The following is a 24,025-nucleotide window of genomic DNA, read 5'->3' as shown; positions in this document are numbered from 1 at the left end:
GCGGTGTACATCGCACTAGCTCAAGTTTATGATTGAACTCTCCTACACCGAGCGGGTCGTACGAATGCGGCGATTATTTTGCTGCTGCCATGCCAAACTCGGTAAGCTTATTGCGCTCGCGCTAACCATTGTTAATTTGAACATGCGATAATCAAGACTATGGATCTCATCGCCCACATGACTACGCACTTCGACGACTCTGTCGATGCGCTAAAAGCAAGCTCGCGAGAGCTTGCCGAACCCCTTACCGCTGCAGTAGAGCTTTTGTTCGCTACGCTGGCGAATAACGGAAAAATACTCGCATGCGGTAACGGCGGCTCAGCTGCCGATGCACAGCATTTCATCGCCGAATTGGTAGGCCGCTTCGAGCGTGATCGCCTGCCCCTCGCCGGGATCGCACTCAATACCGACACGTCAATTTTAACGGCAGTGGGTAATGACTACGGCTACGATGCTATTTTCGAGCGTCAAATCAGCGCCTTAGGCCAAACGGGTGACATACTCGTCGCTATCTCCACAAGTGGAAACTCGGCCAACGTGATCCGCGCCATTAACGTCGCTCACGAACGAGACATGGTGGTCATTGCCTTAACCGGCAAAGGTGGCGGAGAAATCACTAAGGTTCTAGCCGATACCGATATTCACCTTTGCGTACCGCACGATCGCACCATGCGCATACAAGAAGTACACATCGTATTGCTACACGCAATGTGTGATGGCATTGATGCCCTGCTACTCGGAGACACCCTATGAGTTTTACCCTTTTCCCACGTCGCAACGCTGTGGCAGCCCTTAGCATCGTTTGTCTTGTCGCCATCCTTAGTGGGTGTGCTGCGGCCGTTGTAGGCGGCGCCGCCACTACCGCTGTGGTCGCCACCGACCGCCGCACCACCGGCGAACAGGTCGAAGACAAAGCCATCGAACTCAAAGCCAGCAGTGAAATCCGACAACTACTGGAAGGAAAACAAGGTCGCATGAATGCCTCTTCCTATGCAGGCCAAGTGTTACTAACGGGCGATGTCTCATCCGAACAAGAGAAACAACAAGCCGAACAGCGCGTGTCGCAAGTGGAAAAGGTCAACACCGTCATTAATCACTTGCGCGTGGGCACCCCCACCGAGTTCAGCGTACGCTCGAACGACCGTTGGCTCTCCACCAAAGTAATGAGCACCTTAGTTAACACCAAAGATGTTCCTACACGTACCATTAATATCACCACTGAGCGTGGTGTGGTGTACTTACAAGGCCGCGTCACCGAAGCCGAAGGCGAACGAGCTGCTAAAGCCGCCTCCAGTGTTAAAGGCATTAACAAAGTCGTAAAATTATTCCATTACGTCAGTCCCGAAAGCCTTATCGACACGCGCGAAATTGGTACAACACAAAGCCCCTCTAATTCTGGCTCATCGCCTAGTACAAGCACGTCTACTCTCGACGATGGCCCGGAAGTCATGGCAGTACAATGAAGATCTTAAAAAAATTTCTTTTTGTTGTTTTACTCGGTGCTTTGGCCGCCTGTGGCGACGATTCCAAAGCACCTGACGTTAGTTTTACTGGCCTTAACGGTGACGAAGTCACCATGCAGTCATTAAAAGGAAACGTGGTGTTCGTGAAGTTTTGGGCTACCGATTGCACAACCTGCGTTGCCCAAATGCCCGATACCGTGCAATATCATGTTGATTATGCCGATAAAGGCTTATCGGTCATTGCTGTTGCCATGAAACATGACCCCCTTACGTATGTGCGTAACTTTACCGAATCACGCAAACTGCCGTTCATGGTGGCTCCGGATACCGATGGTTCCGTCGCCAAAGCCTTTAACGACGTGCGCTTAACGCCCACAGCCTACCTCATCGACAGAGAAGGCCATATCGTGCGACGCTATGTGGGCAATTACGACAAACAGACGTTTATTAATACCCTAGAAAAAGCACTTGCTGGCTAGCTAGCACGCTTACTCAAAAGCCGACCCCGGGTGCCTCAAAGCCCCGGGTTTTGTTTGAACACTACCTACCCTGACGACGCCATGACGACTTCTAACGAGACCACCACCTATTCACCCACTGTTAAAGCCGAAGTGCTCTCTGAAGCCCTACCTTATATTCGACGCTTTCATGGCAAAACCGTAGTTATCAAATACGGTGGCAACGCCATGACCGAAGAAGCCCTACAACGCAGCTTTGCACACGATGTCGTGCTGCTTAAGCTCGTCGGCCTAAAGCCGGTCGTCGTACATGGTGGTGGGCCGCAAATTAATGATGCACTACGCCGCGTCGGCAAAGAGGGTACGTTTATTCAGGGCATGCGCGTTACTGACGCCGAAACCATGGAAGTCGTCGAGTGGGTGCTAGGCGGACAAGTACAGCAAGACATCGTCATGATGGTCAACGAAGCAGGCGGTAAAGCAGTGGGCTTAACCGGTAAAGACGGCTGCCTTATTCAAGTGAAAAAGAAGTTACTGCCCGACGCAGAGCGACCCGGCGAAATGCTGGATATTGGTTTTGTCGGTGACATCACCCGCATTGAACCCGCCGTTGTCAAAGCCTTACAAGATGACGAGTTCATCCCTATTATCTCCTCCATTGGCTATGGCGAAGATGGGCGTGCCTACAATATTAACGCCGATGTGGTGGCGGGAAAAATCGCCGAAGTTCTAGGTGCTGAAAAGCTCGTCATGCTAACCAACACACCGGGTGTACTCGATAAAAATGGTGAGTTATTGCGTAAGCTTTCGGCTCAAACCATCGACGAACTATTTAGCGATGGCACCATCTCGGGCGGCATGCTTCCCAAAATCTCATCGGCTTTAGAAGCCGCGCGTAACGGTGTCAATTCCGTACACGTCATCGACGGCCGTGTGGCTCACAGCTTGTTGCTCGAAATTCTGACAGACCGTGGCGTTGGCACCATGATTAGCTCTCACTAAATGCACAGACTTAGCCGCTGTCATGCGTGGGGGCAACGTCTACCATACTCAAGCGCATCGAAGCCAGAAACCATCTGGCTATTCGATTTAGACAATACGCTGCATAATGCCTCGTGTGGCATTTTCTCGGCGATTGATACTCGCATGGCAGCCGCCGTTGAAGCGATGCTGCACGTAGGCCCCGACGAAGCCAATGCGCTACGACTAAAATATTGGCAACGCTACGGGGCGACGGTTATTGGTCTACATCGACACCACAATATCAGTGCCGCCGAATTTCTGCATCGCAGTCACGATTTTAATGTAGCCCCGCTACTTAGCGTTGAGAAGGGCTTGGCTCATAGCCTGAAACGCTTAGCTGGACGAAAAATAGTACTGACCAATGCACCCCATGACTATGCCGCGCGAGTCATGGTTCACGCCGACATACAACGCTATTTTGATGGCATATGGGCTATTGATCATATGTACCGTCAAGGCCGCTATCGTCCCAAGCCATCGCTGGCTTTAATGCGACAGATCGTAGCGTTTTTAGGCGTTCCAGCACAACGCCTTGTGCTGGTGGAAGATACCCTACGTAATCTTAAAGTGGCAAAACAAGTGGGAATGCAGACGGTACATATTTTTAATGCCGGAACCCCGTACTCTGCTATTCATCGGGGCCGCAACACCTACGTCGACTTGCGCGTCGATAGCATTCAAGAATTGGCACAAAATCATACTCAGCTATCGCTTGTGGATAACTAAGTACGGCTGGAACACACTTCGCAATCAGGGTCTTTGCGGAAACGCACCGTGTGCCAGTTGGTATCCAGCGCATCAAAGCTAAGCAAACGTCCTGTTAAGGTGGTTCCAAACCCACCCAGTACCTTTAAGGCCTCAGCCGCCTGCATACACCCAATAATGCCCACAACCGGCGCAAACACACCGGTAGTTGCACAACGCAGCTCTTCCACGTCATCGGCCTCAGGGAACAAACAGCTATAGCACGGCGCTTGTGAGTCGCGTAAATCGTAAACGCTGATTTGTCCTGAAAACTGGATGCCCGCACCAGAAACCAACGGCTTAGCAAGTGCCACGCAAACACGATTAATGGCATGACGCGTTGCAAAGTTATCAGTGCAATCCAAGACGATATCAGCCGCTTCGACCAAAGGTCGTAAAGCGGCTTCATCAAGGCGCTGAGTGATAGGGTGCACGGTTACCGTAGGGTTAAGCTGTTCAAGGCTGTGTTTGGCTGAAACCGCCTTATGCATGCCCACGCGATCTGTGGTGTGCAGTATTTGACGCTGTAAGTTACTTAACTCGACCACGTCGTCATCCACGATACTTAGTGTGCCCACCCCGGATGAAGCCAAATAGAACGCCGCGGGCGAGCCCAATCCACCCGCGCCTACGATAAGCGCATGCGACGCCACAATTTTTTCTTGAGCCTCTATACCGAACTCGTTAAGTAATATGTGGCGCGCATAGCGCATAAGGTGTTGATCATTCATGTTGTAAACACACCTTAGGGCTGTTCATTAACAGGAACCAAACCTTCAGGTGTGATCCGGTAGCGCTCAACGGCACCGCTATTTATTGGACTTTTTTTTTGAGCCTCACCGTTTGTTTTTGTTGCCTCGGCATCTGCGGATGATTCATCCGTATTGGCCTGAGCCAAACTTGGATCCGACTTCTTCACCGGCCGACCTTCAAGGAAGTTAATGGCTTGTGCAAGTTGGAAATCCTCATCGCCACCAAATTCGAACATTTTCGGCTCGTCGATGTATTCGTCAGTAAGGGTTTGAGCGCTTTCGTCTTCAAGCTCTGCATTATGGATGTGGCGCTGTAAATCAGCTTCGCGAGGAATGCGGAACATATTTCCTTGAGCCGTATCATCAACAAAGATATCGGGATCAACACCAGTGACCTGAATACTGCGGCCTTCAGGCGTGTAATACAAGGCCGTCGTTAACTTAATTCCAGCGTCTGTACCCAACGGCAACACACTTTGTACTGAGCCTTTACCGAAGGTTCGGTTACCCATAATGGTGGCCCGTTTATGATCTTGTAGAGCACCGGCCACAATCTCAGAAGCCGAAGCCGAGCCCGCGTTAACCAATACTACGAGAGGGACATCAGCCACCCACTTCATCGATGCCAGTGCGGCAGTGTCACCGTTTAACTCGCTTAACACCGAGGTCATGGACTTCGCGAAATATTCACGGTTAGAGGAAGGAATACGTCCTTTGGTGGAGACCACGAGTTTACCGGGCTCGATAAAAGCAGAGGTCACGCCGATGGCGCTTTCCAGCAAACCGCCTGGATCGTTACGTAAATCAAGCACCACACCACGAGGAGTGATGCCCGAACTTAAGCTTTGCAGCTGACGCATTAAGTCGGCTGCCGTGCGGTCTTGAAACTGCGAGATACGTACATATAAGATCTCGTTATCCAGATTTTTACCGCGCACACTTTGCACTTTAATGTGATCACGCACAATGGTGACCTCAAGCGGTGCCTCGCGGCCAGCACGTAAAATGGTCAAGACGACCGACGTTTGAGGCTCGCCACGCATTAATTTAATAGCGTCGTTTAACGACATGTCTTTGGTGGCAGCACCGTCAATGTGCGTAATGATGTCGCCCGACATAATGCCCGCTTTCGCTGCAGGCGTGTCTTCAATAGGGGAAATGACTTTAGGACGCCCTTCTTCACTACCAATCTCGATGCCCAAACCACCAAACCCACCCTGGGTCATGTTCTCCATCTCTTTAAATGCATCGGCATCTAAATAGGCAGAGTGTGGATCGAGTTCGTTAAACATGCCTTTAATGGCATCGTTCACCAGAGACTGGTCTGAAACCGGCTCGACATAGCTACTTTTGATGGCGGAGAATACATTGGCAAACTGCTGTAGTTCACGCAGAGGCAAGGGTTCACCACGCTGCGCTGTTGCGGTGAGAGCAAGACTAAGGAGTACACCCCCTACCGCCCCCAGACCAACCAAACCAATTCCGCGAAACCTGCGTGTGCTCATGTAAGTCCTATAGATCAAGTCAGAAAACAGCCGCTTTAATGCGAAGCAGCACTGCATTACATTATAGACGGGCACAGTCCAGACATGGTGTATCTGCCCTGTGATCACCTTAATCTTTTACCTTTGTCTGCACATCATAGGCGTAACCCTAGGTGCCACACAATGTTAAGCCCACTTTTTCTTGAAAAACCACACAGAGAAACCGGTTTTTAAGAGGCCTTATCCAAGCGCGCAACGCTACCCTCAGCTTGCACGGCAAGAACAAAAAAGCTCGCCAACAAGGCGAGCTATCGTCAGCAACAGTAACTTAGCTCCAAAAACCCACGTGTGGTTTTGCCGCTTCGTCCTCGAGAACGGGGCCAATCACCTGAATGTCACGCTGGCCTTTGGCAAACACCTCTCTACAGGGCAGCGAAAACGTAGGGTTTTCAGGGTGAGCCCCCGTTAACTCAAGCAGCTTTCGTTCTGATAAGGCATACACCACCCGACCAATATTGCACCAATACACAGCGCCCGAACACATACAGCATGGTTCAGCACTGGTGTACAGTGTGCAACGCGCTAAGGCTTCAGGGCTTAGTTTTTTGGCGGCATCGGCTACGGCTCGTAGCTCAGCGTGCTGCGTCGGATCGCCTTCCGGGGGCATTGAGTTGTTTCCTGCGGTACTGATTACCACGCCCTGTTCATCAGCTACAACGGCCGCAAAAGGGTGGCGACCACGTGTTTTTGACTCTTCCGACAACTGAATGGCCAAACGCAACATTTTGCGATCTAGCTCGGTCAACTGCTCAGTTTGATCTGTCTTTTGTACACTCATACTTTGATACCTTTCGTTTACGCAACAGGGCGATGCCGAAGCATTCCGCCCTTAAATTCATCAATCCATGAGTAGCATCATCCAGCAGGTTTAACATAGGATAAAGTTAGAACCTATAGGATAAACCGATAGGTTCCAGATAAAACCCATAGCTTAAGCAAACAAAGACAAGTATGCGTTATACGATTGAACAACTTGAGGTGTTTAGTGCCGTGGCTCAACACGGCTCATTTTCTGCGGCGGCTCGGCATTTGGGCAAGGCGCAATCGTCGGTTAGCATGGCCATTGCCAACTTAGAAATCGACTTAGGCTTTGCCCTATTCAAGCGCGACGGGAAACTGCCCACCCTCACTAAAGCCGGCATACAGATACTAAAAACGGCGCAACTCACCCTTGACCAACATGCGGAACTTGCCAGTCATGCACAACGACTTGCCGCCGTTAATCAAACATCAATGACCATCGCCATTGAAATTCCGTATGGCGCCGTTATTGAACCGTTAAGCGATTTCGCCCAGCAGTTCCCGCACATCGACACCACCATACGCACACCCGACAGAGGTCGTATTGCCGATCTGCTGATCGAAGGTGACATCGATTTAGCCATTACTTTTGCGCAAAGCTCTTACCCCCGTCACATCCAGTTCAGCCAACTTGGAAAACTCATCCTAACGCATGTCGTGCACCGAGATCACCCTCTGGCAAGCCGCCGTGAAATTAGCTTCTTAGAACTCAAAAAACACAGACGACTCAGCTTTAGTGCGCACAAAAACCAACTGCCAACCACCGAGTATCTGGATGCCAATCAAACGTGGGAGGCCGAAAGTTATTTGGTGCTGGTAGAGCTGGTAAAAGCCAAGCTGGGTTGGACCACATTACCTCGCCAACTGATAAAGCCTGAAATTGAACGGGGTGAACTGGTTGAGCTCGCGCTGGAGGCGTATCCCCATACCGACTGGGTAGCGGGCATTGACTTGCTGTGGTCAACAATCAACCCTATCCCACCCGGCACACAGTGGCTGAAAAACCGCTTAATTGAATGCAAAATATTCGAGCACGACCGAAACGGTAACTCGACTACCCTTTAAGCCAAGCCTGAGGGTTGGTAGGCTCGCCTTTAAGGCGAATTTCAAAATACAGTCCGGGTTCAACTTGGCCTCCGGTCGCCCCTACTCGTGCAATGGCATCGCCTTGCCGCACCACGTCACCCACTTGTTTTAATAAGCTTTGGTTGTAGCCATACACCGTCAAGTGAGCATTACCATGATCCACGATAATTAAATTACCAAAACCACGTAACCAATCGGCATACACCACCCTGCCATCGGCAACACTACTGACCGCTGAACCTTCGCCGGCGCGGATCACAATACCCCGCCACTTCCCGCCTTCAGGTCGATCTGCCCCAAAGCGTCCTTGAATCGGACCACGTACAGGCATGGCCAAGCCTCGCTGCAAGCCGGTAAACCCACCTTCAGGTGCTAATCGTGGAGGCTCTTGGGGAGCTGACTGGGGTGCTGTGGTTTGACTTCTGGGAGGGGCCTCAGGCGGCTCGATCGGTACGAAGCGTGGCTGTTGCTCGTCAACCTCAACCGCCGGAGAGTGCGCCAAAATGGCTAAGCGCCTCGCCTCTTCACGCTCGGCAGCTAACGCCTCATCTTGATCGGACGACGATGAAAGCGAAGCCAAACGTTCAGCCTCTTGTTGGCGCTGTTGCTCAGCCGCCCGGCGAGCCTCGGCCACACGCTGTGCCTCTTGTTCTTGCCGCTCCTTTTCAGCTAAACGAGCCGCTTCGGCCCTACGTTTTTCTTCGGCTTGTCGACGAATCTCGGCCTGTCTCGCTAATTCAGCTTGGCGTGCAATTTCCACATCAAGGCCTGAGATCAACTGAGCCAAACGATCGTCATTACTTGCTAAATTTGAGGCCTGAGTACGCTGTTGCTTTAACGCATCTTCGACTTGCGCGAGCACTTTTACACGCTGCTCTTTTTGCTTTTGTAACTCAGCCCGTTGGTCTTGAGCGGCGGTGCTAAGCTGATCTAACTCTTGCTGACTGGCTTGGGCATTCGCACGTAACGACGCCAATTTCTCTAACGCTGCGCGTAGCGCGCGAACCTGCTCGGCTTGTGCTTTAGACACATATGAAAAATAGCCCAGCTCACGCTGTACGGCCTGCGGATTATCGCCCGACAACAAAGCGGCCCAGGGTGACAGCCCACTTGCATGCATGGCACGCAACTGCTCGGCAAGTTCTGTCTGGCGTTGCTCACGCAATGCCTCTTGATCTTGAATCTGGGTATTCAACTCGTTGAGGTGTTTCGTAACACGCTCGGATCGTTGCTCTAACTCGTTTAGACGTCGGTCACTGGCGGAAATAGCCGCCTCCGACTCTTTTAGAGCCACCGACGCATCCGTTTGCGATGCCTCGGTACGCTCTATGGTTTTTTGTAAACCTTGTATACGTTCACGTAACTCAGCCTGCTGGCGGCGAGCCTGCTCTTGTTTGTCCTGCAAGGCAGCATCCGCTGCCCACGCACCGTTCATCAAGAGTAATGAAACAAAAGCCAGACTCGCTCGACGCATACTATCGGCCTGCTTTCGCCTGATCAGCTACGGCCTTTACTTGCGCGTCAATCTCTGCCTGATCACCCAAATAATAATGGCGAATGGGCTTAAGGTTTTCATCAAGCTCGTACACCAATGGTTGACCTGTAGGCAGGTTAAGATTCACGATATCTTCTTCAGAAATCGTGTCAATGTGCTTAATTAACGCACGCAAGCTATTGCCATGAGCCGTTACCAGAACGCTTCTGCCTGAACGAATCGCCGGAGCAATCGAATCCTCCCAAAATGGGACAACTCGCTCTACCGTGGTTTTTAAACACTCGGTTGCTGGCAGTTGCTCAGGCTTAAGGCGATGGTAACGAGCATCAAAGCGAGGATGGCGAGGATCGTCTTCAGATACAGGGTCTGGGCCCTCAGAATACGCCCTTCTCCAGATATGAACTTGCTCTTCACCGAACTTTTCTGTGGTTTCGGCTTTATTTAGCCCCTGTAAAGCGCCATAATGACGCTCGTTAAGACGCCAACTCATGCCGATAGGTGTGTGCATTGCGTCCATGGTGTCCAAGACGATCCATAGCGTGCGAATGGCGCGCTTTAGAACCGAAGAAAAGGCAATGTCAAATTCAAAGCCTTTAGACTTCAAGAGCTCACCGGCTTGTCGTGCTTGTTCACGGCCTGTTTCGGTAAGGTCAACGTCAGTCCAGCCAGTGAAACGATTCTCTCGATTCCATTGGCTTTCGCCATGACGCATTAGTACGAGTTTATACATGGTAAAAATAGCCTCTAGGTTGAAAACTTTTGTCCATTTTATAATCAACCGACGTCGCCCACTCATTAAGGCTTTATTCAGGATTCATCGTGGACTTTTTATCTAGTCAAAATAATTTTCTTATTCTATTCGTTGCCATCGCTTCCGGCATCATGTTGTTGTTGCCAGCCTTTACAAAAGGCCGCCCTGGCCGAGCTATTCCCGCTGACAACGTGGTTCAAAAAATGAACCAAGACAACGCTATACTGATTGATATTCGTTCGTCAGAACAGTTCAAAGCCAGTCATATTGCACAAGCACGAAACATCAGCCTTGCTGATCTTGAGAGCAAAACGGCATCTATCGCAAAAGACAAACCTATTGTCGTCGTTTGCGAGCATGGCCGCAATGCCCCCAAAGCCGTGGCAAGTTTGCGTAAACTAGGCTTTGAGGAAATTTTCAGCTTAGAGTCTGGCCTACAAGGCTGGTTGCAAGCAGGGTTTCCCGTGAAAAAGTCGTAACCCTCGTCAATTAAGGTATTTTGTTACATGGCAAAAGTTATTATGTATAGCACCACCGTGTGTCCATTTTGCACACGGGCCGAGATGCTGTTAAAACAACGCGGCGTGGAAGAGATCGAAAAAATCTTCATCGATCGCGACCCAAGCCAACGCGAACTCATGATGACACGCACCGGACGTCGTACCGTGCCACAAATTTATATTGGTGACACTCACGTCGGGGGCTACGACGACTTAGCAGCACTGGATCGTGCTGGCGAGTTATTACCACTGCTCTCCGAGTAGCGTTTAGCGCTCTGGTCATATTCATTTATTTTTCAGGAGGCCCTCATGGCCGAACAAAACTCACAAAACGCTGGCGCACAAGCCAACTCCGAGCAGCCACAACCTAGCTTCAGCATGCAGCGCACCTACGTTAAAGACCTTTCCATCGAAATGCCGAATGCGCCGCAAATCTTTTTAGAGCAAGAAGCCCCAGCCGTTGAGGTCGAACTGAATGTCAGTGCTCAGCGTTTAGCTGAAAGCGTATTTGAAACCAGCGTCACATCTACCGTCACGACTCGTGTTAACGACAAGGTGTTGTACTTGGTCGAAGCCACTCAAGCGGGTATTTTTGAAGCCGCTAACATTCCTGCAGAACAGCTCGATCCCCTGCTCGGTATTGTTTGCCCAACCATGCTGTACCCCTACTTACGTGCGACCATTGCTGATGCCATCACACGTACCTCCTTACCTCCGCTACATTTAACCGAGGTTAATTTCCAACAGATGTACGAACAGCGTTTGGCTGAAGCGCAAAAAGCCGCCACAGATGAAGCAGAGAATCAGCCAATCCAATAAGGCATGACTGAATCCGCCTCTCATTTGCCACGCGTTAGCGTTCTAGGCGCGGGTAGTTACGGAACGGCGCTCGCTGCACTGTGCTGTGCCCGCGCCTCCACAACCCTGTGGGCCCGTGATCCTGCCGTTGTCGACGAGATCAACCAGCATCACACCCTAGAACGCTACTTACAGGGCATCGCGCTACCCACGGCCCTAACTGCCACGTCCTCGATGCGCGAGGCCGTTCAACATGCGTGTGGCAACGACAGCAGCCCGGCACTCATTATCCTGGGTGTACCCGTGGCTGCTTTGGCGCAAACCTGTCAGGCGCTTGCCCAGCTCTTACCGGCTCATCGGAACCATCCGTTATATGTAGTGCATATCTGCAAAGGCTTTGATGCCAAAACAGGCGCTCTACCCAGTGCCATTACGCAATCCCATTTCGAGCCCCGGCCCTGGCTTAGCCACGGTGTACTCTCAGGCCCTTCTTTTGCACTCGAAGTTGCCCAAGGCTTGCCGGTCGCGTTGACCGTGGCTAGCAACAACCCCGCTCTACCCGCTGCTTGCGTTGACGTCATGCACGGCACACAAGCCCGTATTTATGCAAGCGATGACGTCATTGGCGTTGAGGTGGGCGGCGCACTGAAAAATATTATTGCCATCGCCTGCGGCATCAGCGATGGTTTAGGTCTAGGCACCAATGCCCGTGCCGCGCTGATAACCCGAGGCTTAGCCGAGATACAACGCATCGGTCTTGCCCTAGGGGGCCGAGCAGAAACCTTCATGGGCTTAACGGGACTAGGCGATCTCGTCCTGACCGCAACGGGAGACCTTTCCCGTAATCGACGCGTGGGCCTTGCCATTGGCCAAGGGGAAAGCATTGAGAGCATTATGGCAAGCGGATTAACTGCAGAAGGCGTACGTTGCGCCCGTGCAGCACGAGCCATTGCACAAGAGCATCGCATTAACGCCCCCATTACCGAAGCCGTTTATCAAGTTTTACTTGAAGGCTTAACGCCCAAACAAGCTGTTATCGACCTATTAGGCCGAGAGTCCAGAAGCGAACAAGCCTAATCCGACTCAAACGTCACGGCTAACGCCTGCCCCACCTGAATCGTGTCATCGGCGCCTAAGGCACTTAGGCCCGCATTAATGCCAAATAACAATCCTTTAGGAAAGCGTCGATACGCCAACAGCGTATTCCACGGCTGTGGGCCTACCTCAGCGGTTGCGGGGTTCACATTCGGAAGCTTGCAACGCGTGCAGTGCTTAAGCCTCGCAAAGCGGTGCTCATCAGCGCTGAGCGTCAGCAAATTATCTTCGGCGTAGGCCTCTAAACCCGAGATCACAATATTTGGCCTAAAGCGGTCGATGCTAATGGGCTCGTCGCCCTGCTCTTGAATGCGAGCATTCAAATCATCCAGCGAGGCCGCATTACAAATCAGAAAGGGAAAGCCATCGGCAAACGCAAACTCAGTTTCGCTAAGCATCGGGCTAATGCCTTGGTTTCGTCTCTTCCAATCACTTAGCCAAGCCTGATCAATCCGACGATGCGACTGCGGATGTGTACGCCATAAGCGATACGACTCGCCCTCGGTATTCAAGAACATCGTTAACCACGCCCCCACCGCATCGCCCTCGTCATAACCCCAAACCCGACTCTGCCAAACCGTCAACGCCATCGGTCTGGAAACCGCAGCGTCCAGACTGATCCGAAACGGCGCCATGCCCGGTGCGGTCAAATGAAGGTGGGTCTCGGTAACGCTAGGGGTGATCAACGCCATCTGAGGCAAAGTGCGCTGAGTCGCCATATTGCCTTCACTATCCGTGATCATCCATTCTCTGTCCCACGCTAACCCACGCGCGCTAATCGTGCTGCTTTGCAAACGCAAACCCGCACAGGATTTAATGGGATACACATACAGATCAGTAATCTCAACTTGCACGCTACGACTCCGAAACGTAATTAAACCGAACCCTGGTAGCCCGCTTGGCGCCACGCTTCAAACACCGTCACGGCCACCGCATTCGATAAGTTTAAACTACGCTGCTCGGGCATCATCGGTAAGCGTACGCGCTGCGCCGTATCAAATAGGGCAATCTGTTCGGGCATCAAACCCGCCGTCTCGCGTCCAAACACAAAAACATCCCCAGGCAACAAGGGCGTACTGCCCAGCGGACGACTGCCTTTGGTAGTAAACGCAAAACAACGCTCTTTAGGGGCCCCAATCGCTGCCAAAGCCGTTGGCAGATCATCGTGCTGGGACACCCTTGCCCATTCATGATAATCCAACCCAGCCCGCTTTAATTTGCTGTCCTCAAGCCTAAAGCCCAACGGTTTAACCAAATGCAGCGAAGCACCGGTATTGGCAGCTAAACGGATGACATTTCCGGTATTGGGGGGAATCTCTGGAGAAACTAAAACAATGTGGAACATAAAAACCTACTAGGCAGTGATAGACAACTCTCGCCAAGGTGTGCGAGCCGCCACCGCCACCTGAACCGAGGCGGCCCCTGCTGCACGACACAATAAAGACGCGTGATGAAGTGTACTGCCAGTGGTGAGTACATCGTCAACCACTAATACGTGTGTACCCGCATGAATGGGTTTACACGCCCACCCCTCGAAGCCAGCCGCTAGCCGAGACTGACGACTACGATGCTTCTGCGCTTGCGTCGTCGCTTGCTGCTCGCCATATAAATGCCCCGCTTTATACGGCCTACCCAAGCGTTTGGCCAAGTCTCTGGCTAACTCGCCAGCTGGATTAAAACCACGCTTTTGCAAGGCGCTACGACGAGAAGGCACGCTCAATACCCATAAATCACGAGCAAGCGGGCTTTCTTGATGACGAATTTCCGCATGTAATGCCTTGCTTAAAACTCGCACCAACGACAGCCTGCGCTGGCTTTTGTACTGATGCAACAATAAATCCGCAGGGGCTAAAAAATCAAAAGCCGCATAGACACGCTCATAAGCTGGCTTACGCGCTGCACAATCCAAACATTGCCCCTGAGCCGTCAGCTGTAAAGCACAACAATGGCAACGTAGACCTTGTCGCCGTTGCTGGGTCAGCTCGCTAAGGCAGTCCCTACATAGCGCACCGTTATCCGCCGCCACACTGCACAAAGGGCATACACTAGTAAAAGATAGCTCAAAACGAGGTAAGCGGGCCAAAAGTTCGCGTAGCGGTATCCGATGCGCCATAATAGTCAGTACAGTCAAGAAAACACTAAAGCGACAATCTAACCTCGTTTAAGCGCCTCAACGTTTATTCACCGCGCCTCTATGTCACATATTCCCTCTCTACCCATCAATAATCAGCATGTCATTCAGCAATTCAATCGACGCGCACCCTTAGACAACGCCCAGTTCCTCTATGGCGAAATCGCACAGCGAATGCTCTCGCGCCTTAGCTACATTCGTATTGATGCTCAACATGTATTGGATGCAGGATGCGGCTCAGGTCACGGGCATGACCCCTTGCGCTCGCGCTATCCCGACATGGACTATACCGGCGTAGACCATAGCCCTGCGCTGCTGCAAGTGGCTGAAGAACGCTACGGCAAAAAACCCAGCCTCTGGGACCGCCTACGTAACCGCCCTCAAACGCCAGCCACCTTTGTACAGGCCGATATGGCCGACACCGGACTGCAAGCGGAAAGCCAAAACCTTATTTGGTCAAATATGGCGCTTCATTGGCACCCCGACCCGCATCTGGTTTTTACCGAGTGGCGGCGCTTATTGCGTGCCAATGGCATGATCATTTTCTCTACGTTGGGCCCAGGCTCAATGATTGAGCTACGTGAAGCTCTCAACAACGCCAACAGCCAAACTCAAACCCTGAGCTTTGTCGACATGCACGATTACGGCGACCAACTGCTACAACACGGTTTTACCGATCCTGTCATGGACCAAGAGACCATCACGCTTACTTATAAAACGCCCGAACAACTGCTAGAAGAAGTCAGCGCATTGGGGGGCAACGCCCACTCCGCTCGCCGTGCAGGCCTTGTCAGCAAAGCGTGGTACCAACGCTTAGTAGATGCGTTAAACGCTCAGCGCCACCTCGACGGAACACTGCACTTAACGCTAGAAGTTGCCTACGGACACGCTTGGCGTGCCAACATGACGCGTAATCAACGCACGGGTGAAGTTAGCATCCCTATCTCATCGATCACACGCAAACCCGCCTCTTAACGTATTAGGCGCTTTATGAAGATACTCGTTACTGGCGGCGCGGGCTTTATTGGCTCGGCGCTCATACGCCATCTTATTGACCACACGACGCATCACGTGGTTTGTGTGGACGCCTTAACTTACGCCGCCAACCCGAAAGCACTCGCTCGCGTCAACCCGCACCCGAACTATCAATTCGAACACGCCAACATTTGTGACGCACAGCGCCTACGCGCCCTTTTTAAGCAACATCAGCCAGATGCGGTAGTTCATCTGGCTGCCGAAACACATGTGGATAACTCAATTGAAAGCCCTGCAGCTTTTATCCAAAGTAACATCGTGGGCACGTTCACACTGCTTGAGGCCGCGCGGGAGTATTACCAACAACTTCCTGCGACGCGGGCACAGCAATTTCGTTTCCACCATGTTTCTACCGATGAGGTTTTTGGGGACGTAGCGCTGGATAGCGCGCAACGTTTCACTGAAAACGCCGCCTACCGCCCCAGCTCCCCTTATGCCGCAAGCAAGGCCAGTGCCGACCATCTGGTACGAGCTTGGCACCGCACCTATCAGTTACCCATTCTGATCTCAGCATGCAGCAATAACTACGGGCCATATCAGTACCCTGAGAAGTTAATACCAGTCGTTGTCGCACGCGCCTTATCACATCAGCCCATTCCGTTATACGGTGACGGCACGCATAAGCGAGACTGGTTGCACGTCGACGACCACGTAAGCGCCGTAGTCACTATTTTGACTCAAGGCCGCATTGGCGAAAGTTACAACATTAGTGCCGCAAACTGGCACAGTAACCATACGATCATGAACAAAGTCTGTGAGCATTTAGACCGGCTTCGTCCACGGCCGGATGGCAACTCGTACCTGTCGCTTATTCAACATGTTAGCGATCGACTAGGCCATGATCGTAAATACGCCATTGATGCCGCCAAAATGACACAAGAACTAGGCTGGCAACCGGTCATTGATTTCGACGACGGCTTGGAACAAACCGTCGAACATTACTGCGTCCAATTCAGCCAATAACTCGCTTTTAAACAAGAACATCCGCCTGTACAGGAAGTACGGCGGATGGGAGCTTAGCCTTCGAGCCTGCTAACTGTTGTTTTGATTATTGCTGTTACGACGACGTGCTGAAGCATCAATACCAAGCTGCTTCAGCTTTCTGTACAAGTGAGTACGCTCTAAGCCTGTACGTTCGGACACACGTGTCATGCTGTAGTTTTCGCGAGCCAAGTGGTATTCAAAATAAATGCGCTCAAACTCGTCACGGGCCTCGCGTAATGGTAAGTCAAGCGAGATACTTCCTAGGTACGAGTTATCTTGTTCGGCCGGCGACACCAAACCCGCCACTTGCTGTGCTGTGGCGGCACCCGCAGAACCGCCTGCCGCTGGGCTCGCTACCGCACCACCCGCACGAGCTGCACCCACCGTCTCGGCAGTTTTAGCAGGTACCACAGTACGTTCTAAGCCAGAAGCCACCGTTTGCAATAGCTTTTGCATGGTAATGGGCTTTTCAAGGAAATCCACAGCACCAATACGTGTGGCCTCCAACGCAGTATCAACCGTGGCATGCCCACTCATCATCACAACCGGCATATCAAGCAGCCCTTGCGATGCCCACTCTTTAAGCAGACTTACGCCATCCGTATCGGGCATCCAGATATCAAGCAAAACCAAATCTGGACGCGAACGCAAACGTGCGGCGCGAGCCTGTGCGGCGTTCTCTGCTATTTCTACCGTATGCCCCTCGTCGTATAAAATTTCGGACAAGAGTTCACGGATACCAATTTCATCATCAACTACCAGAATTCTGGCCATAAACCGTCCCTACATGCTTTTTTACGCATTATCGTTGCCTTCGGCAGATTTATCCAGCGAAATACTGTTTTTTGCCAGGCGCGTTAAGAGGATGGAAATGCGTGCGCCCCCCTCACGACGATTAGAAACGTCAATTTTCCCGCCGTGTTCCTCTATTATCTTCTTTACTATAGCAAGGCCTAGCCCTGTTCCCGTTGATTTCGTTGTGACGTAAGGCTCAAAAACCCGAGACAACAACTGCTCTTCAAAACCAGGACCGTTATCCGACACCACCAATCGTACCGCATGTATCCCCTCTTCTGCGTCTTTGATCATACTAATAGTTTGCACATCGATACAGGCGTCGGTTAGGTCTTGCCCTTGTGTGGCGGCATCTGTCGCGTTAGAAAGCAAATTATGAATAATTTGCCGCAGCTGCGTAGAATCCCCTTCAACCAAGGGCAGACTCGGATCAAGATTGACACGCAATTTTACGCTAGTATCAACGTCTCGCACCACTCCATCAACAGGATCCCAGCCATATAACAGCAATACCTCTGATATTAATGCATTTAAATCTAAAGGATGCATTTGCGCAGGCGGCGTGCGGGCATATTCACGGAAATCGTCTACCATCTGCTTCAACGAACCAACCTGATTCACGATGGTATTGGTCGAACGTAGCAGCATGGCTGCATCAGCCCCCTCAAGCTTATCAGCCAACTTAATGGCCAAGCGCTCGGCTGACAGTTGTATCGGTGTTAACGGATTCTTAATTTCATGGGCCAACCGCCGCGCCACTTCGCCCCAAGCTACCAAACGGTTAGCGGAGATAATATCGCTAATATCGTCAAAAACCACCAAGTAGCCATTTGAACTTTCATCAATGTGTAGTTCGGTGCCCCGCGCCAACAACGTAATGGTCGTCGCTTGCATATCGTGCTCACTACCAAAGTTAAGCTCGAACTGTTGCTGCCAAAATTGACGCTCAGAGCCCACCGCCGAATGCGCTGAAAAAGCGTTGCGAACATAACGTGAGAAATCGACCGCTTCGTTAAGGGTTTCCAATGGCCGACCCTTAACACTGCGTAAGTCCAAATGCAAAATTCGCTGCGAGGCTTGATTAAAGAGTGTTAGCCGGAAAGCATCGTCAAACACCAGCACCCCCGACGACAAACTACTTAAAATGGACTCTAAGTAGACGTTCGTGCGTTCAAGCTGCTGACTATTTTTCTCTACCATCCGACGCGCCTCATCAAGCTGGCGTGTCATGGTGTTAAACGAACGTGTTAACTGCCCCACCTCATCTTCTGCAGCAGGCTCAGGAATGGGTCGGTAATCACCCACGCCCACGGCCTGCGTGCCGGCTGCCAAGGCCAACAAAGGCCTAACCAGACGACTAGAAATAGCAATCGCCGCCGCCATGGCGGCAAAAACCGCCAGAATCAACGCTAAGGTCAAGGTAATACCATACAACTTACGCAGGCCCACCCTTGATAACGCCAGCTCTTGGTAATCCCTAAAGCCCTGTTGCACCTGATTCGCATGACGCGCCAAGTTCTCAGGCACGGCTTGCATCACTTGTAGCCAACGCTTCTCGCTACTTTGACCAAACTGGCCTAGATAAGTATCAGCAGCACTTAGCGGCAAAACCACTCGTAAACGCAAACCGGTATTTTCCGGCAAGCTTGGCATCGCATCGTCATCGATCTCGGCTGCAGCGTACTCTCGCGCCACCCGTAAATGATTCATCACATTCTGCGGAGGCATGGCGGGCAAGGTCACATCAAAGCGCGACGAAGAAAACGCAATTAGGCGCCCCGCGCTGGTGAAAATCATGACATCACTGGCCCCAGCACGCTCACGTAAGCTATTTAGTAACGCACCGGGCTCGCCCTCCGCATTATCCAACGACCTTACCAACCCCTGACTACGCTGTTTTAAATCAGTTAATTGTGAATCCAGTGCAGCACGGCCCAAATTTAAACCTGACTCAAGCGCAGAATCAACGCGAACGTTAAACCACGACTCGATGGATTTAGACATAAACTGCACGGACAGCACATAGATTAATGTGCCAGGCAGTATGCCGATTAACGTGAAATACAGCGCAAAACGGGCGGTCATCCGCGCCCCAAATTGGCGACGACGAATCTGGCGCACTAAGCGAGCACTTAACAACAGCACCCACGACATTAACGCTACCGCTAACACCCCATTGAGCAATAACAGGATGTCGTACTGCTGCGCATAGCGCGAAGCGTTAGCCGTGGACCATACCAACAAGCCCAAAAGCGCCAGCGCACTGACAGAGGCGATAATAAGAGCCACGCGTAACGACCAACGAATTAACGCAGGTAAACGGCGACGAAAGTTGAGAAAACCGGTCTTTCTCATTATTTATAAACGTGTCTCCGCAGACGATAAGACCCAAATGCTCAGCGACTTCCTACACTTACCCGCTGACTTGAAAGCCTAAAAAGATGCCATATTGTAATTGAAAGGCCATGACAACCCGACTACGGCTCTCGCTGTATCGAAAACTGAAAATCTCGCCACGGCGTCGCTAACGTCCAAGCACGGCTATTAATGGCATCCACTTGAAAAGGTCGCGCCAATAGTGAGGTATTCAATCGCAAACGGATGCGTCCCGAGTAGTCTTCATTATTGGAAAAATCAGCCGCATAGGCCACAGCCCAACCTCGAACTTGTCGCAAAGGAGCTAAGGCATCATTAAGGCTGGACTCAGGTATTAACAACTCGCCCACGCCAACCCGCCACTGCCGTGTTAGCGCGTTATACATTAAGCGCCACGTCTGACTTTCTTTGACGACCACTTCATCAAACCACCACCACCGACCCCGTGTGATTTCCACATCAGCCGTAAAATGCAGCGGAACGCCTTTGTAGGCCGCCTCTTCTAATTCTGGGCTTAATTCAAAATCAATATCGGCATCAATATACAGCTTGCCGTCGCGCACCACAGGCTCGACATGCTGGACCCGTTCAGTAATGTCATCAAACGATGAGGGATCATCGAAGGTGATGGCTGAATCAGTAGGTTCTGCCGCTGCATAAATAGCAGCCGTATCTGATAGCAGCCCACCCTCATCAGTAATTTGGACCCTCAATCCTTGGGCATGCACCTGCCCCCCTACCATCAGCGATGCTAAGAAAAGGAGTAAAACAGCGATTTGCTTACCAACAAAATAATCACGACACATCAGCGAATAACGACTTATGAGGCTTTACGAAATAAGGCATAAAAGAACCCGTCCCCTGAATCTTGGCCGAAACGATTGGCTTTGGGAAGAATTTGCCCCGGTGCAACCAACCGCTTAGCATCGGGATTCCGATACTGAAAGGCATCGGCCTGTACCACGCCTTCTTGCGGGAAGATCGAACACGTCACATATAACAAGTGCCCACCCGGTTTGAGTGTACGCCACAACGCATCCGTAATTTCTTGCTGTAATGCGGCAGTCGCCTCGATATCAGACTCGCGACGTAACCAACGGATATCAGGATGACGACGCACAATACCCGAGGCGGTACACGGCACATCAGCAAGAATCGCGTCAAAGGGCTTCCCGTCCCACCAGGCATCAAGCTTAGCCGCATCAGCGGCTTTTAATTCCACATTATCAGACAGCAGCCCTAAGCGCCCAAGGGTATCTCCCACACGACTTAAACGCTGCGCATCGGAATCCAGCGCCAACAATGACACATCGGCTTGCTCAAGCAAATGAGCCGTTTTCCCCCCTGGGGCGGCGCAGGCATCTAACACACGCATACCATCAGCGATAGGAAGCAAATAACACGCTTGTTGCGCGGAATAGTCTTGTACAGACCACCAGCCCTCATCAAAGCCCGGCAAACGGGTTACTGGCTGAGCTTGTTCAAGAATCACAGCAGCCCCACCCGGCGACCACGCGCGCACACCGGCTTGATCTAACAACGCTAATAAACGCTGCACACTGCAACGGCGTACATTGACGCGAAGCGTTAACGGCCCAGGCTCGTTCGATACGGCAAGAATCTCTTCATACTGCTTAGGATACGCTTTTTTTAGACGACGTATCCACCACTGGGGATGATTCCATTGCGCTTCCTGCGTGACCAAAGCAGCCCCCAACAAAGTCTCGCGCTCGCGCAAGAAACGCCTTAGCGTGCCATTTAGCAGGGCTTTGTAGGCTCGCAATTCGGGTTGAGAGCCCGCCGCACTCACCACTTGGTCCACCACCGTATGGACGGAATAAACAGGGACATCCGGCCGATCTATAAACGCATCGGGATCGTCTTGCGCTTGTGCGGCACTGTCCACCAATACCAAAGACACCAAAAGCAAAGCTTCTAACCACGCACTTTGCGGCTTACGGGGCACCATGATCTGGCGCAATTGGCGCGCAAAGCCCAAGCGACGTAAGGCATAGAAACTAATGGCTTGAGAAGATGCCCGTAGCGTATCGGGCGTAAACGACAAGCACTCAGTCAGCGACTTACCCGATAACACGCCCTGAATATGGCGTGAGCTGGCCAATAAGCTATCGGAAAGAGAAGGAGCTAAAGTAGGGGAAGAAGAAGTCACGAGACTGTCATAAATAAGTTAACAACGATGGGGGAAACTGTAGCACCTTTTAACCAGCAGGCACGGATTAACGCTTAATATGCCTACTAACTCAACGCATACCGACCTATAGACCAGAGATAAAACAGAATGTTCCGAATAGGCACACCGCACCACAACATCGGTTCGGCCCAGACACCACATATTTTGTACACTCTGATGCTACGATTTAAGGCCAATAAACTTTCTTCTTACGCCATGACACAATATCAACTTAATAACATCAGCCCTACGGTCCATGAAAGCGCCTACATCGCCGACGAAGCCGTCGTGATTGCTAAGGTACAACTGGATGCCCACACCAGCGTTTGGCCCTGTGCCGTGCTGCGCGGCGATAACGAACTGATCCACATCGCCGAAGGTGCCAACGTCCAAGAAGGGGCTATTTTACACACCGACCCCGGCTATCCGCTTAATGTGGGTAAAAATGTCACGATTGGACATCAGGCTATGCTGCATGGCTGCACGGTCGAAGAAGGCTCGTTAATTGGCATACAAGCCGTTATTCTCAATGGTGCCGTTATTGGTAAAAACAGCCTGGTCGGTGCAGGAGCTTTAGTCACCGAAGGTAAAACCTTCCCTGAACGATCTTTAATTATTGGCTCTCCCGCTAAAGCCATACGCACCCTTAGCAACGACGAAGTCGCTAACTTGCACCGCAACGCCACAAACTACCAACAGCGCGCTACCCAATACAAAACTGAATTAGTTAAATTATGACCCCATACATACTTGTTACCGGTGGCACCGGCTACATCGGCAGCCACGCTACGGTAGCCTTACAAGAAGCTGGCTATCACGTACTGATACTCGACAACCTAAGCAATAGTTCGATTACCGTTCTGGATGCCATCACCTCAATTACGACACAGCGCCCGTCATTCATTGAAGGCGACATTCGTGATGCGGCGCTGCTAAAACAAATTTTCAGTGAATACGCCATTACCGCCGTCATGCACTTTGCTGGATTAAAAGCCGTCGGTGAATCGGTACAATTTCCGCTGCGCTACTATGACAACAATGTGCACGGTACGGTAGAGCTACTTAGCGCCATGCAAGCCGCTAACGTGCGAACGTTTATTTTTTCATCCTCAGCCACGGTTTACGGCGACCCACAGTTTTTACCGTTAACCGAAGACCACCCCTTATCAAGCACGAACCCCTATGGCCATAGCAAACTCATGGTCGAGGAAATTCTAGCCAACCTCTACCAAAGCGAAGATAACTGGCGTATCGCGCGGTTACGCTATTTCAATCCAGTGGGCGCGCACCGTAGCGGACTCATCGGCGAAGCCCCCCAAGGCATCCCTAACAACCTGATGCCTTATGTTGCCCAAGTGGCCACGGGAAGCCGCGAATTTCTACAGGTATTTGGAAGCGACTACGACACGCCCGACGGCACAGGGGTCCGAGACTACATACACGTACAAGATCTCGTTGATGGCCACGTGGTCGCCCTTAAACACTGTTTAGAAAGCTCGTCAGAGCTACTTACCGTCAATCTAGGCACCGGTAAAGGCTATTCCGTATTGGATATGGTCAAAGCCTTCGAGCACAGCAGCGGCAAGGCCGTAGCCTACAAGATTGCACCAAGACGCGCTGGCGACATTGCCGCCTGTTGGGCCGACACCCTGCTCGCCGAACAAACCTTAGGCTGGAAAGCACAAAAAGGCATACAAGAAATGTGTGATGACGCCTGGCGTTGGCAACAAAACCACGCGAAACGCGAAACCTAAGCTAAGACCACCGAGCCCCCTTAATCTTGCGCACCCCGTACTATCGATTAGTCGAAGGCCTACTTTATTATAAAAGCAGGCTTTTTTGAGCTAAACGGCAAAGCAAACGGTAGAGACCAAAGACAGATAAAAACGCCTCAGAGCCCGAGTTAGGGGGCGGTATCGAGCGGGCATAAAAAAACCCCCACTTGATCACAAGCGGGGGTTTTTCGGTATAAGAGCCTGACGATGACCTACTTTCACACACGT

The 24,025-nt window shown here is 51.6% G+C and carries 27 protein-coding genes; 14 read left to right on the top strand and 13 right to left on the bottom strand.

What is annotated here, in order from left to right:
- The first annotated feature begins 159 nt into the window (after window positions 1-159).
- The 5 genes from AC2UZI_RS11660 (at window position 160) to AC2UZI_RS11640 (ending at window position 3,670) form a co-directional block, all read left to right on the top strand.
- Complete coding sequence (locus tag AC2UZI_RS11660; RefSeq protein WP_486944045.1) at window positions 160-753, top strand: phosphoheptose isomerase; 594 nt, start codon at window positions 160-162, stop codon at window positions 751-753.
- Complete coding sequence (locus AC2UZI_RS11655) at window positions 750-1,463, top strand: BON domain-containing protein (protein ID WP_486944044.1); 714 nt, start codon at window positions 750-752, stop codon at window positions 1,461-1,463. Before AC2UZI_RS11660 ends, AC2UZI_RS11655 begins: the two co-directional genes overlap by 4 nt.
- Window positions 1,460-1,942: a peroxiredoxin family protein gene (locus tag AC2UZI_RS11650; protein WP_486944043.1), complete on the top strand. Its 483-nt coding sequence runs from the start codon at window positions 1,460-1,462 to the stop codon at window positions 1,940-1,942. Before AC2UZI_RS11655 ends, AC2UZI_RS11650 begins: the two co-directional genes overlap by 4 nt.
- 81 nt (window positions 1,943-2,023) lie before the next feature.
- Window positions 2,024-2,923: an acetylglutamate kinase gene (gene argB / locus AC2UZI_RS11645; RefSeq protein ID WP_486944042.1), complete on the top strand. Its 900-nt coding sequence runs from the start codon at window positions 2,024-2,026 to the stop codon at window positions 2,921-2,923.
- Complete coding sequence (locus AC2UZI_RS11640) at window positions 2,924-3,670, top strand: pyrimidine 5'-nucleotidase (RefSeq protein ID WP_486944041.1); 747 nt, start codon at window positions 2,924-2,926, stop codon at window positions 3,668-3,670.
- Here AC2UZI_RS11640 and AC2UZI_RS11635 read toward each other — a convergent pair.
- From AC2UZI_RS11635 to AC2UZI_RS11625, 3 genes are all read right to left on the bottom strand, one after another.
- The gene (locus AC2UZI_RS11635; protein ID WP_486944040.1) at window positions 3,667-4,419 is read right to left on the bottom strand and encodes a HesA/MoeB/ThiF family protein; all 753 of its coding nucleotides are present in this window, start codon (window positions 4,417-4,419) and stop codon (window positions 3,667-3,669) included. The genes AC2UZI_RS11640 and AC2UZI_RS11635 overlap by 4 nt on opposite strands.
- 14 nt (window positions 4,420-4,433) lie before the next feature.
- Window positions 4,434-5,945: a S41 family peptidase gene (locus tag AC2UZI_RS11630; RefSeq protein WP_486944039.1), complete on the bottom strand. Its 1,512-nt coding sequence runs from the start codon at window positions 5,943-5,945 to the stop codon at window positions 4,434-4,436.
- Window positions 5,946-6,252: 307 nt separating this feature from the next.
- Entirely contained in the window at window positions 6,253-6,762 is a 510-nt protein-coding gene (locus AC2UZI_RS11625) for a nucleoside deaminase (RefSeq protein ID WP_486944038.1), read from the bottom strand.
- A gap of 173 nt (window positions 6,763-6,935) precedes the next feature.
- Here AC2UZI_RS11625 and AC2UZI_RS11620 point away from each other — a divergent pair, with 173 nt between their 5' ends.
- Window positions 6,936-7,850: a LysR family transcriptional regulator gene (locus tag AC2UZI_RS11620; protein ID WP_486944037.1), complete on the top strand. Its 915-nt coding sequence runs from the start codon at window positions 6,936-6,938 to the stop codon at window positions 7,848-7,850.
- On the opposite strand, the gene AC2UZI_RS11615 is transcribed toward AC2UZI_RS11620, so the two are convergent.
- Both AC2UZI_RS11615 and gpmA read right to left on the bottom strand, forming a co-directional pair.
- Window positions 7,840-9,345 (bottom strand): murein hydrolase activator EnvC family protein, encoded by a 1,506-nt coding sequence (locus AC2UZI_RS11615; protein WP_486944036.1) that lies wholly within the window; start codon window positions 9,343-9,345, stop codon window positions 7,840-7,842. The two genes, AC2UZI_RS11620 and AC2UZI_RS11615, sit on opposite strands and share 11 nt — an antisense overlap.
- A gap of 1 nt (window position 9,346) precedes the next feature.
- Window positions 9,347-10,096 (bottom strand): 2,3-diphosphoglycerate-dependent phosphoglycerate mutase, encoded by a 750-nt coding sequence (gpmA, locus tag AC2UZI_RS11610; RefSeq protein WP_486944035.1) that lies wholly within the window; start codon window positions 10,094-10,096, stop codon window positions 9,347-9,349.
- Window positions 10,097-10,185: 89 nt separating this feature from the next.
- On the opposite strand from gpmA, the gene AC2UZI_RS11605 reads away from it, so the two are divergent.
- The 4 genes from AC2UZI_RS11605 to AC2UZI_RS11590 are packed head-to-tail and all read left to right on the top strand — an operon-like array spanning window position 10,186 to window position 12,492.
- Window positions 10,186-10,596 carry a rhodanese-like domain-containing protein gene (locus tag AC2UZI_RS11605; RefSeq protein ID WP_486944034.1) on the top strand — a complete coding sequence of 137 codons (411 nt, stop codon included), beginning with the start codon at window positions 10,186-10,188 and terminating at the stop codon, window positions 10,594-10,596.
- 27 nt (window positions 10,597-10,623) lie between these two features.
- Window positions 10,624-10,881, top strand: coding sequence for a glutaredoxin 3 (gene grxC, locus AC2UZI_RS11600; RefSeq protein WP_486944033.1), 258 nt, complete (start codon window positions 10,624-10,626; stop codon window positions 10,879-10,881).
- 45 nt (window positions 10,882-10,926) lie between these two features.
- A complete protein-coding gene (gene secB, locus AC2UZI_RS11595) occupies window positions 10,927-11,436 on the top strand; it encodes a protein-export chaperone SecB (RefSeq protein WP_486944032.1) in 510 nt (169 codons plus the stop codon).
- Between the two features lie 3 nt (window positions 11,437-11,439).
- Window positions 11,440-12,492, top strand: coding sequence for an NAD(P)H-dependent glycerol-3-phosphate dehydrogenase (locus AC2UZI_RS11590; protein ID WP_486944031.1), 1,053 nt, complete (start codon window positions 11,440-11,442; stop codon window positions 12,490-12,492).
- On the opposite strand, the gene AC2UZI_RS11585 is transcribed toward AC2UZI_RS11590, so the two are convergent.
- Genes AC2UZI_RS11585 through AC2UZI_RS11575 form a run of 3 tightly spaced genes read right to left on the bottom strand, consistent with a single transcriptional unit; the run spans window position 12,489 to window position 14,641 of the window.
- Window positions 12,489-13,364 carry an MOSC domain-containing protein gene (locus tag AC2UZI_RS11585; RefSeq protein ID WP_486944030.1) on the bottom strand — a complete coding sequence of 292 codons (876 nt, stop codon included), beginning with the start codon at window positions 13,362-13,364 and terminating at the stop codon, window positions 12,489-12,491. The two genes, AC2UZI_RS11590 and AC2UZI_RS11585, sit on opposite strands and share 4 nt — an antisense overlap.
- Before the next feature lie 20 nt (window positions 13,365-13,384).
- Window positions 13,385-13,855 (bottom strand): tRNA (cytidine(34)-2'-O)-methyltransferase, encoded by a 471-nt coding sequence (locus AC2UZI_RS11580; RefSeq protein WP_486944029.1) that lies wholly within the window; start codon window positions 13,853-13,855, stop codon window positions 13,385-13,387.
- Window positions 13,856-13,864: 9 nt separating this feature from the next.
- Entirely contained in the window at window positions 13,865-14,641 is a 777-nt protein-coding gene (locus tag AC2UZI_RS11575; protein ID WP_486944028.1) for a phosphoribosyltransferase family protein, read from the bottom strand.
- Between the two features lie 63 nt (window positions 14,642-14,704).
- On the opposite strand from AC2UZI_RS11575, the gene AC2UZI_RS11570 reads away from it, so the two are divergent.
- Window positions 14,705-15,616: a methyltransferase domain-containing protein gene (locus tag AC2UZI_RS11570; RefSeq protein WP_486944027.1), complete on the top strand. Its 912-nt coding sequence runs from the start codon at window positions 14,705-14,707 to the stop codon at window positions 15,614-15,616.
- A gap of 15 nt (window positions 15,617-15,631) precedes the next feature.
- Window positions 15,632-16,639, top strand: a complete 1,008-nt coding sequence (rfbB, locus tag AC2UZI_RS11565) for a dTDP-glucose 4,6-dehydratase (RefSeq protein ID WP_486944026.1) — start codon at window positions 15,632-15,634, stop codon at window positions 16,637-16,639.
- Window positions 16,640-16,708: 69 nt separating this feature from the next.
- Here rfbB and AC2UZI_RS11560 read toward each other — a convergent pair whose 3' ends face one another.
- The 4 genes from AC2UZI_RS11560 to rsmB form a co-directional block, all read right to left on the bottom strand.
- Window positions 16,709-17,434: a response regulator gene (locus tag AC2UZI_RS11560; protein ID WP_486944025.1), complete on the bottom strand. Its 726-nt coding sequence runs from the start codon at window positions 17,432-17,434 to the stop codon at window positions 16,709-16,711.
- Window positions 17,435-17,455: 21 nt separating this feature from the next.
- Entirely contained in the window at window positions 17,456-19,762 is a 2,307-nt protein-coding gene (locus tag AC2UZI_RS11555) for a sensor histidine kinase (RefSeq protein ID WP_486944272.1), read from the bottom strand.
- A 170-nt stretch (window positions 19,763-19,932) separates the two neighbouring features.
- On the bottom strand, window positions 19,933-20,637 hold the full coding sequence (locus tag AC2UZI_RS11550) for a DUF4390 domain-containing protein (protein WP_486944024.1): 705 nt from the start codon (window positions 20,635-20,637) through the stop codon (window positions 19,933-19,935).
- A gap of 14 nt (window positions 20,638-20,651) precedes the next feature.
- Window positions 20,652-22,001 carry a 16S rRNA (cytosine(967)-C(5))-methyltransferase RsmB gene (rsmB, locus tag AC2UZI_RS11545; RefSeq protein ID WP_486944023.1) on the bottom strand — a complete coding sequence of 450 codons (1,350 nt, stop codon included), beginning with the start codon at window positions 21,999-22,001 and terminating at the stop codon, window positions 20,652-20,654.
- Window positions 22,002-22,238: 237 nt separating this feature from the next.
- On the opposite strand from rsmB, the gene AC2UZI_RS11540 reads away from it, so the two are divergent.
- Together AC2UZI_RS11540 and galE are read left to right on the top strand one after the other, a co-directional pair.
- Window positions 22,239-22,760 carry a gamma carbonic anhydrase family protein gene (locus AC2UZI_RS11540; protein ID WP_486944271.1) on the top strand — a complete coding sequence of 174 codons (522 nt, stop codon included), beginning with the start codon at window positions 22,239-22,241 and terminating at the stop codon, window positions 22,758-22,760.
- Window positions 22,757-23,776, top strand: a complete 1,020-nt coding sequence (gene galE, locus AC2UZI_RS11535; RefSeq protein ID WP_486944022.1) for a UDP-glucose 4-epimerase GalE — start codon at window positions 22,757-22,759, stop codon at window positions 23,774-23,776. The genes AC2UZI_RS11540 and galE overlap by 4 nt, the downstream gene beginning before the upstream one ends.
- 67 nt (window positions 23,777-23,843) lie before the next feature.
- On the opposite strand, the gene AC2UZI_RS11530 is transcribed toward galE, so the two are convergent.
- A partial coding sequence (locus AC2UZI_RS11530; RefSeq protein ID WP_486944021.1) for a hypothetical protein occupies window positions 23,844-24,025 on the bottom strand: 182 nt, incomplete at its 5' end.

The organism is Paenalcaligenes sp. DL 463, from assembly GCF_057475185.1.
The sequence above is the reverse complement of the archived record's forward strand: the minus strand, read 5'-3'. Positions and strand labels throughout refer to the sequence as shown.

Excerpts from the sequence above, each read along its gene's own strand:
- AC2UZI_RS11620 (WP_486944037.1), top strand. The coding sequence starts at position 6,936 with ATGCGTTATACGATTGAACAACTTGAGGTGTTTAGTGCCGTGGCTCAA.
- AC2UZI_RS11570 (WP_486944027.1), top strand. The coding sequence starts at position 14,705 with ATGTCACATATTCCCTCTCTACCCATCAATAATCAGCATGTCATTCAG.
- AC2UZI_RS11590 (WP_486944031.1), top strand. The coding sequence starts at position 11,440 with ATGACTGAATCCGCCTCTCATTTGCCACGCGTTAGCGTTCTAGGCGCG.
- AC2UZI_RS11615 (WP_486944036.1), bottom strand. The coding sequence starts at position 9,345 with ATGCGTCGAGCGAGTCTGGCTTTTGTTTCATTACTCTTGATGAACGGT.
- AC2UZI_RS11650 (WP_486944043.1), top strand. The coding sequence starts at position 1,460 with ATGAAGATCTTAAAAAAATTTCTTTTTGTTGTTTTACTCGGTGCTTTG.
- AC2UZI_RS11540 (WP_486944271.1), top strand. The coding sequence starts at position 22,239 with ATGACACAATATCAACTTAATAACATCAGCCCTACGGTCCATGAAAGC.
- AC2UZI_RS11625 (WP_486944038.1), bottom strand. The coding sequence starts at position 6,762 with ATGAGTGTACAAAAGACAGATCAAACTGAGCAGTTGACCGAGCTAGAT.
- AC2UZI_RS11640 (WP_486944041.1), top strand. The coding sequence starts at position 2,924 with ATGCACAGACTTAGCCGCTGTCATGCGTGGGGGCAACGTCTACCATAC.
- AC2UZI_RS11630 (WP_486944039.1), bottom strand. The coding sequence starts at position 5,945 with ATGAGCACACGCAGGTTTCGCGGAATTGGTTTGGTTGGTCTGGGGGCG.
- AC2UZI_RS11635 (WP_486944040.1), bottom strand. The coding sequence starts at position 4,419 with ATGAATGATCAACACCTTATGCGCTATGCGCGCCACATATTACTTAAC.
- AC2UZI_RS11550 (WP_486944024.1), bottom strand. The coding sequence starts at position 20,637 with ATGTGTCGTGATTATTTTGTTGGTAAGCAAATCGCTGTTTTACTCCTT.
- secB (WP_486944032.1), top strand. The coding sequence starts at position 10,927 with ATGGCCGAACAAAACTCACAAAACGCTGGCGCACAAGCCAACTCCGAG.
- rfbB (WP_486944026.1), top strand. The coding sequence starts at position 15,632 with ATGAAGATACTCGTTACTGGCGGCGCGGGCTTTATTGGCTCGGCGCTC.
- AC2UZI_RS11560 (WP_486944025.1), bottom strand. The coding sequence starts at position 17,434 with ATGGCCAGAATTCTGGTAGTTGATGATGAAATTGGTATCCGTGAACTC.
- gpmA (WP_486944035.1), bottom strand. The coding sequence starts at position 10,096 with ATGTATAAACTCGTACTAATGCGTCATGGCGAAAGCCAATGGAATCGA.
- AC2UZI_RS11580 (WP_486944029.1), bottom strand. The coding sequence starts at position 13,855 with ATGTTCCACATTGTTTTAGTTTCTCCAGAGATTCCCCCCAATACCGGA.
- galE (WP_486944022.1), top strand. The coding sequence starts at position 22,757 with ATGACCCCATACATACTTGTTACCGGTGGCACCGGCTACATCGGCAGC.
- argB (WP_486944042.1), top strand. The coding sequence starts at position 2,024 with ATGACGACTTCTAACGAGACCACCACCTATTCACCCACTGTTAAAGCC.
- AC2UZI_RS11655 (WP_486944044.1), top strand. The coding sequence starts at position 750 with ATGAGTTTTACCCTTTTCCCACGTCGCAACGCTGTGGCAGCCCTTAGC.
- grxC (WP_486944033.1), top strand. The coding sequence starts at position 10,624 with ATGGCAAAAGTTATTATGTATAGCACCACCGTGTGTCCATTTTGCACA.
- AC2UZI_RS11660 (WP_486944045.1), top strand. The coding sequence starts at position 160 with ATGGATCTCATCGCCCACATGACTACGCACTTCGACGACTCTGTCGAT.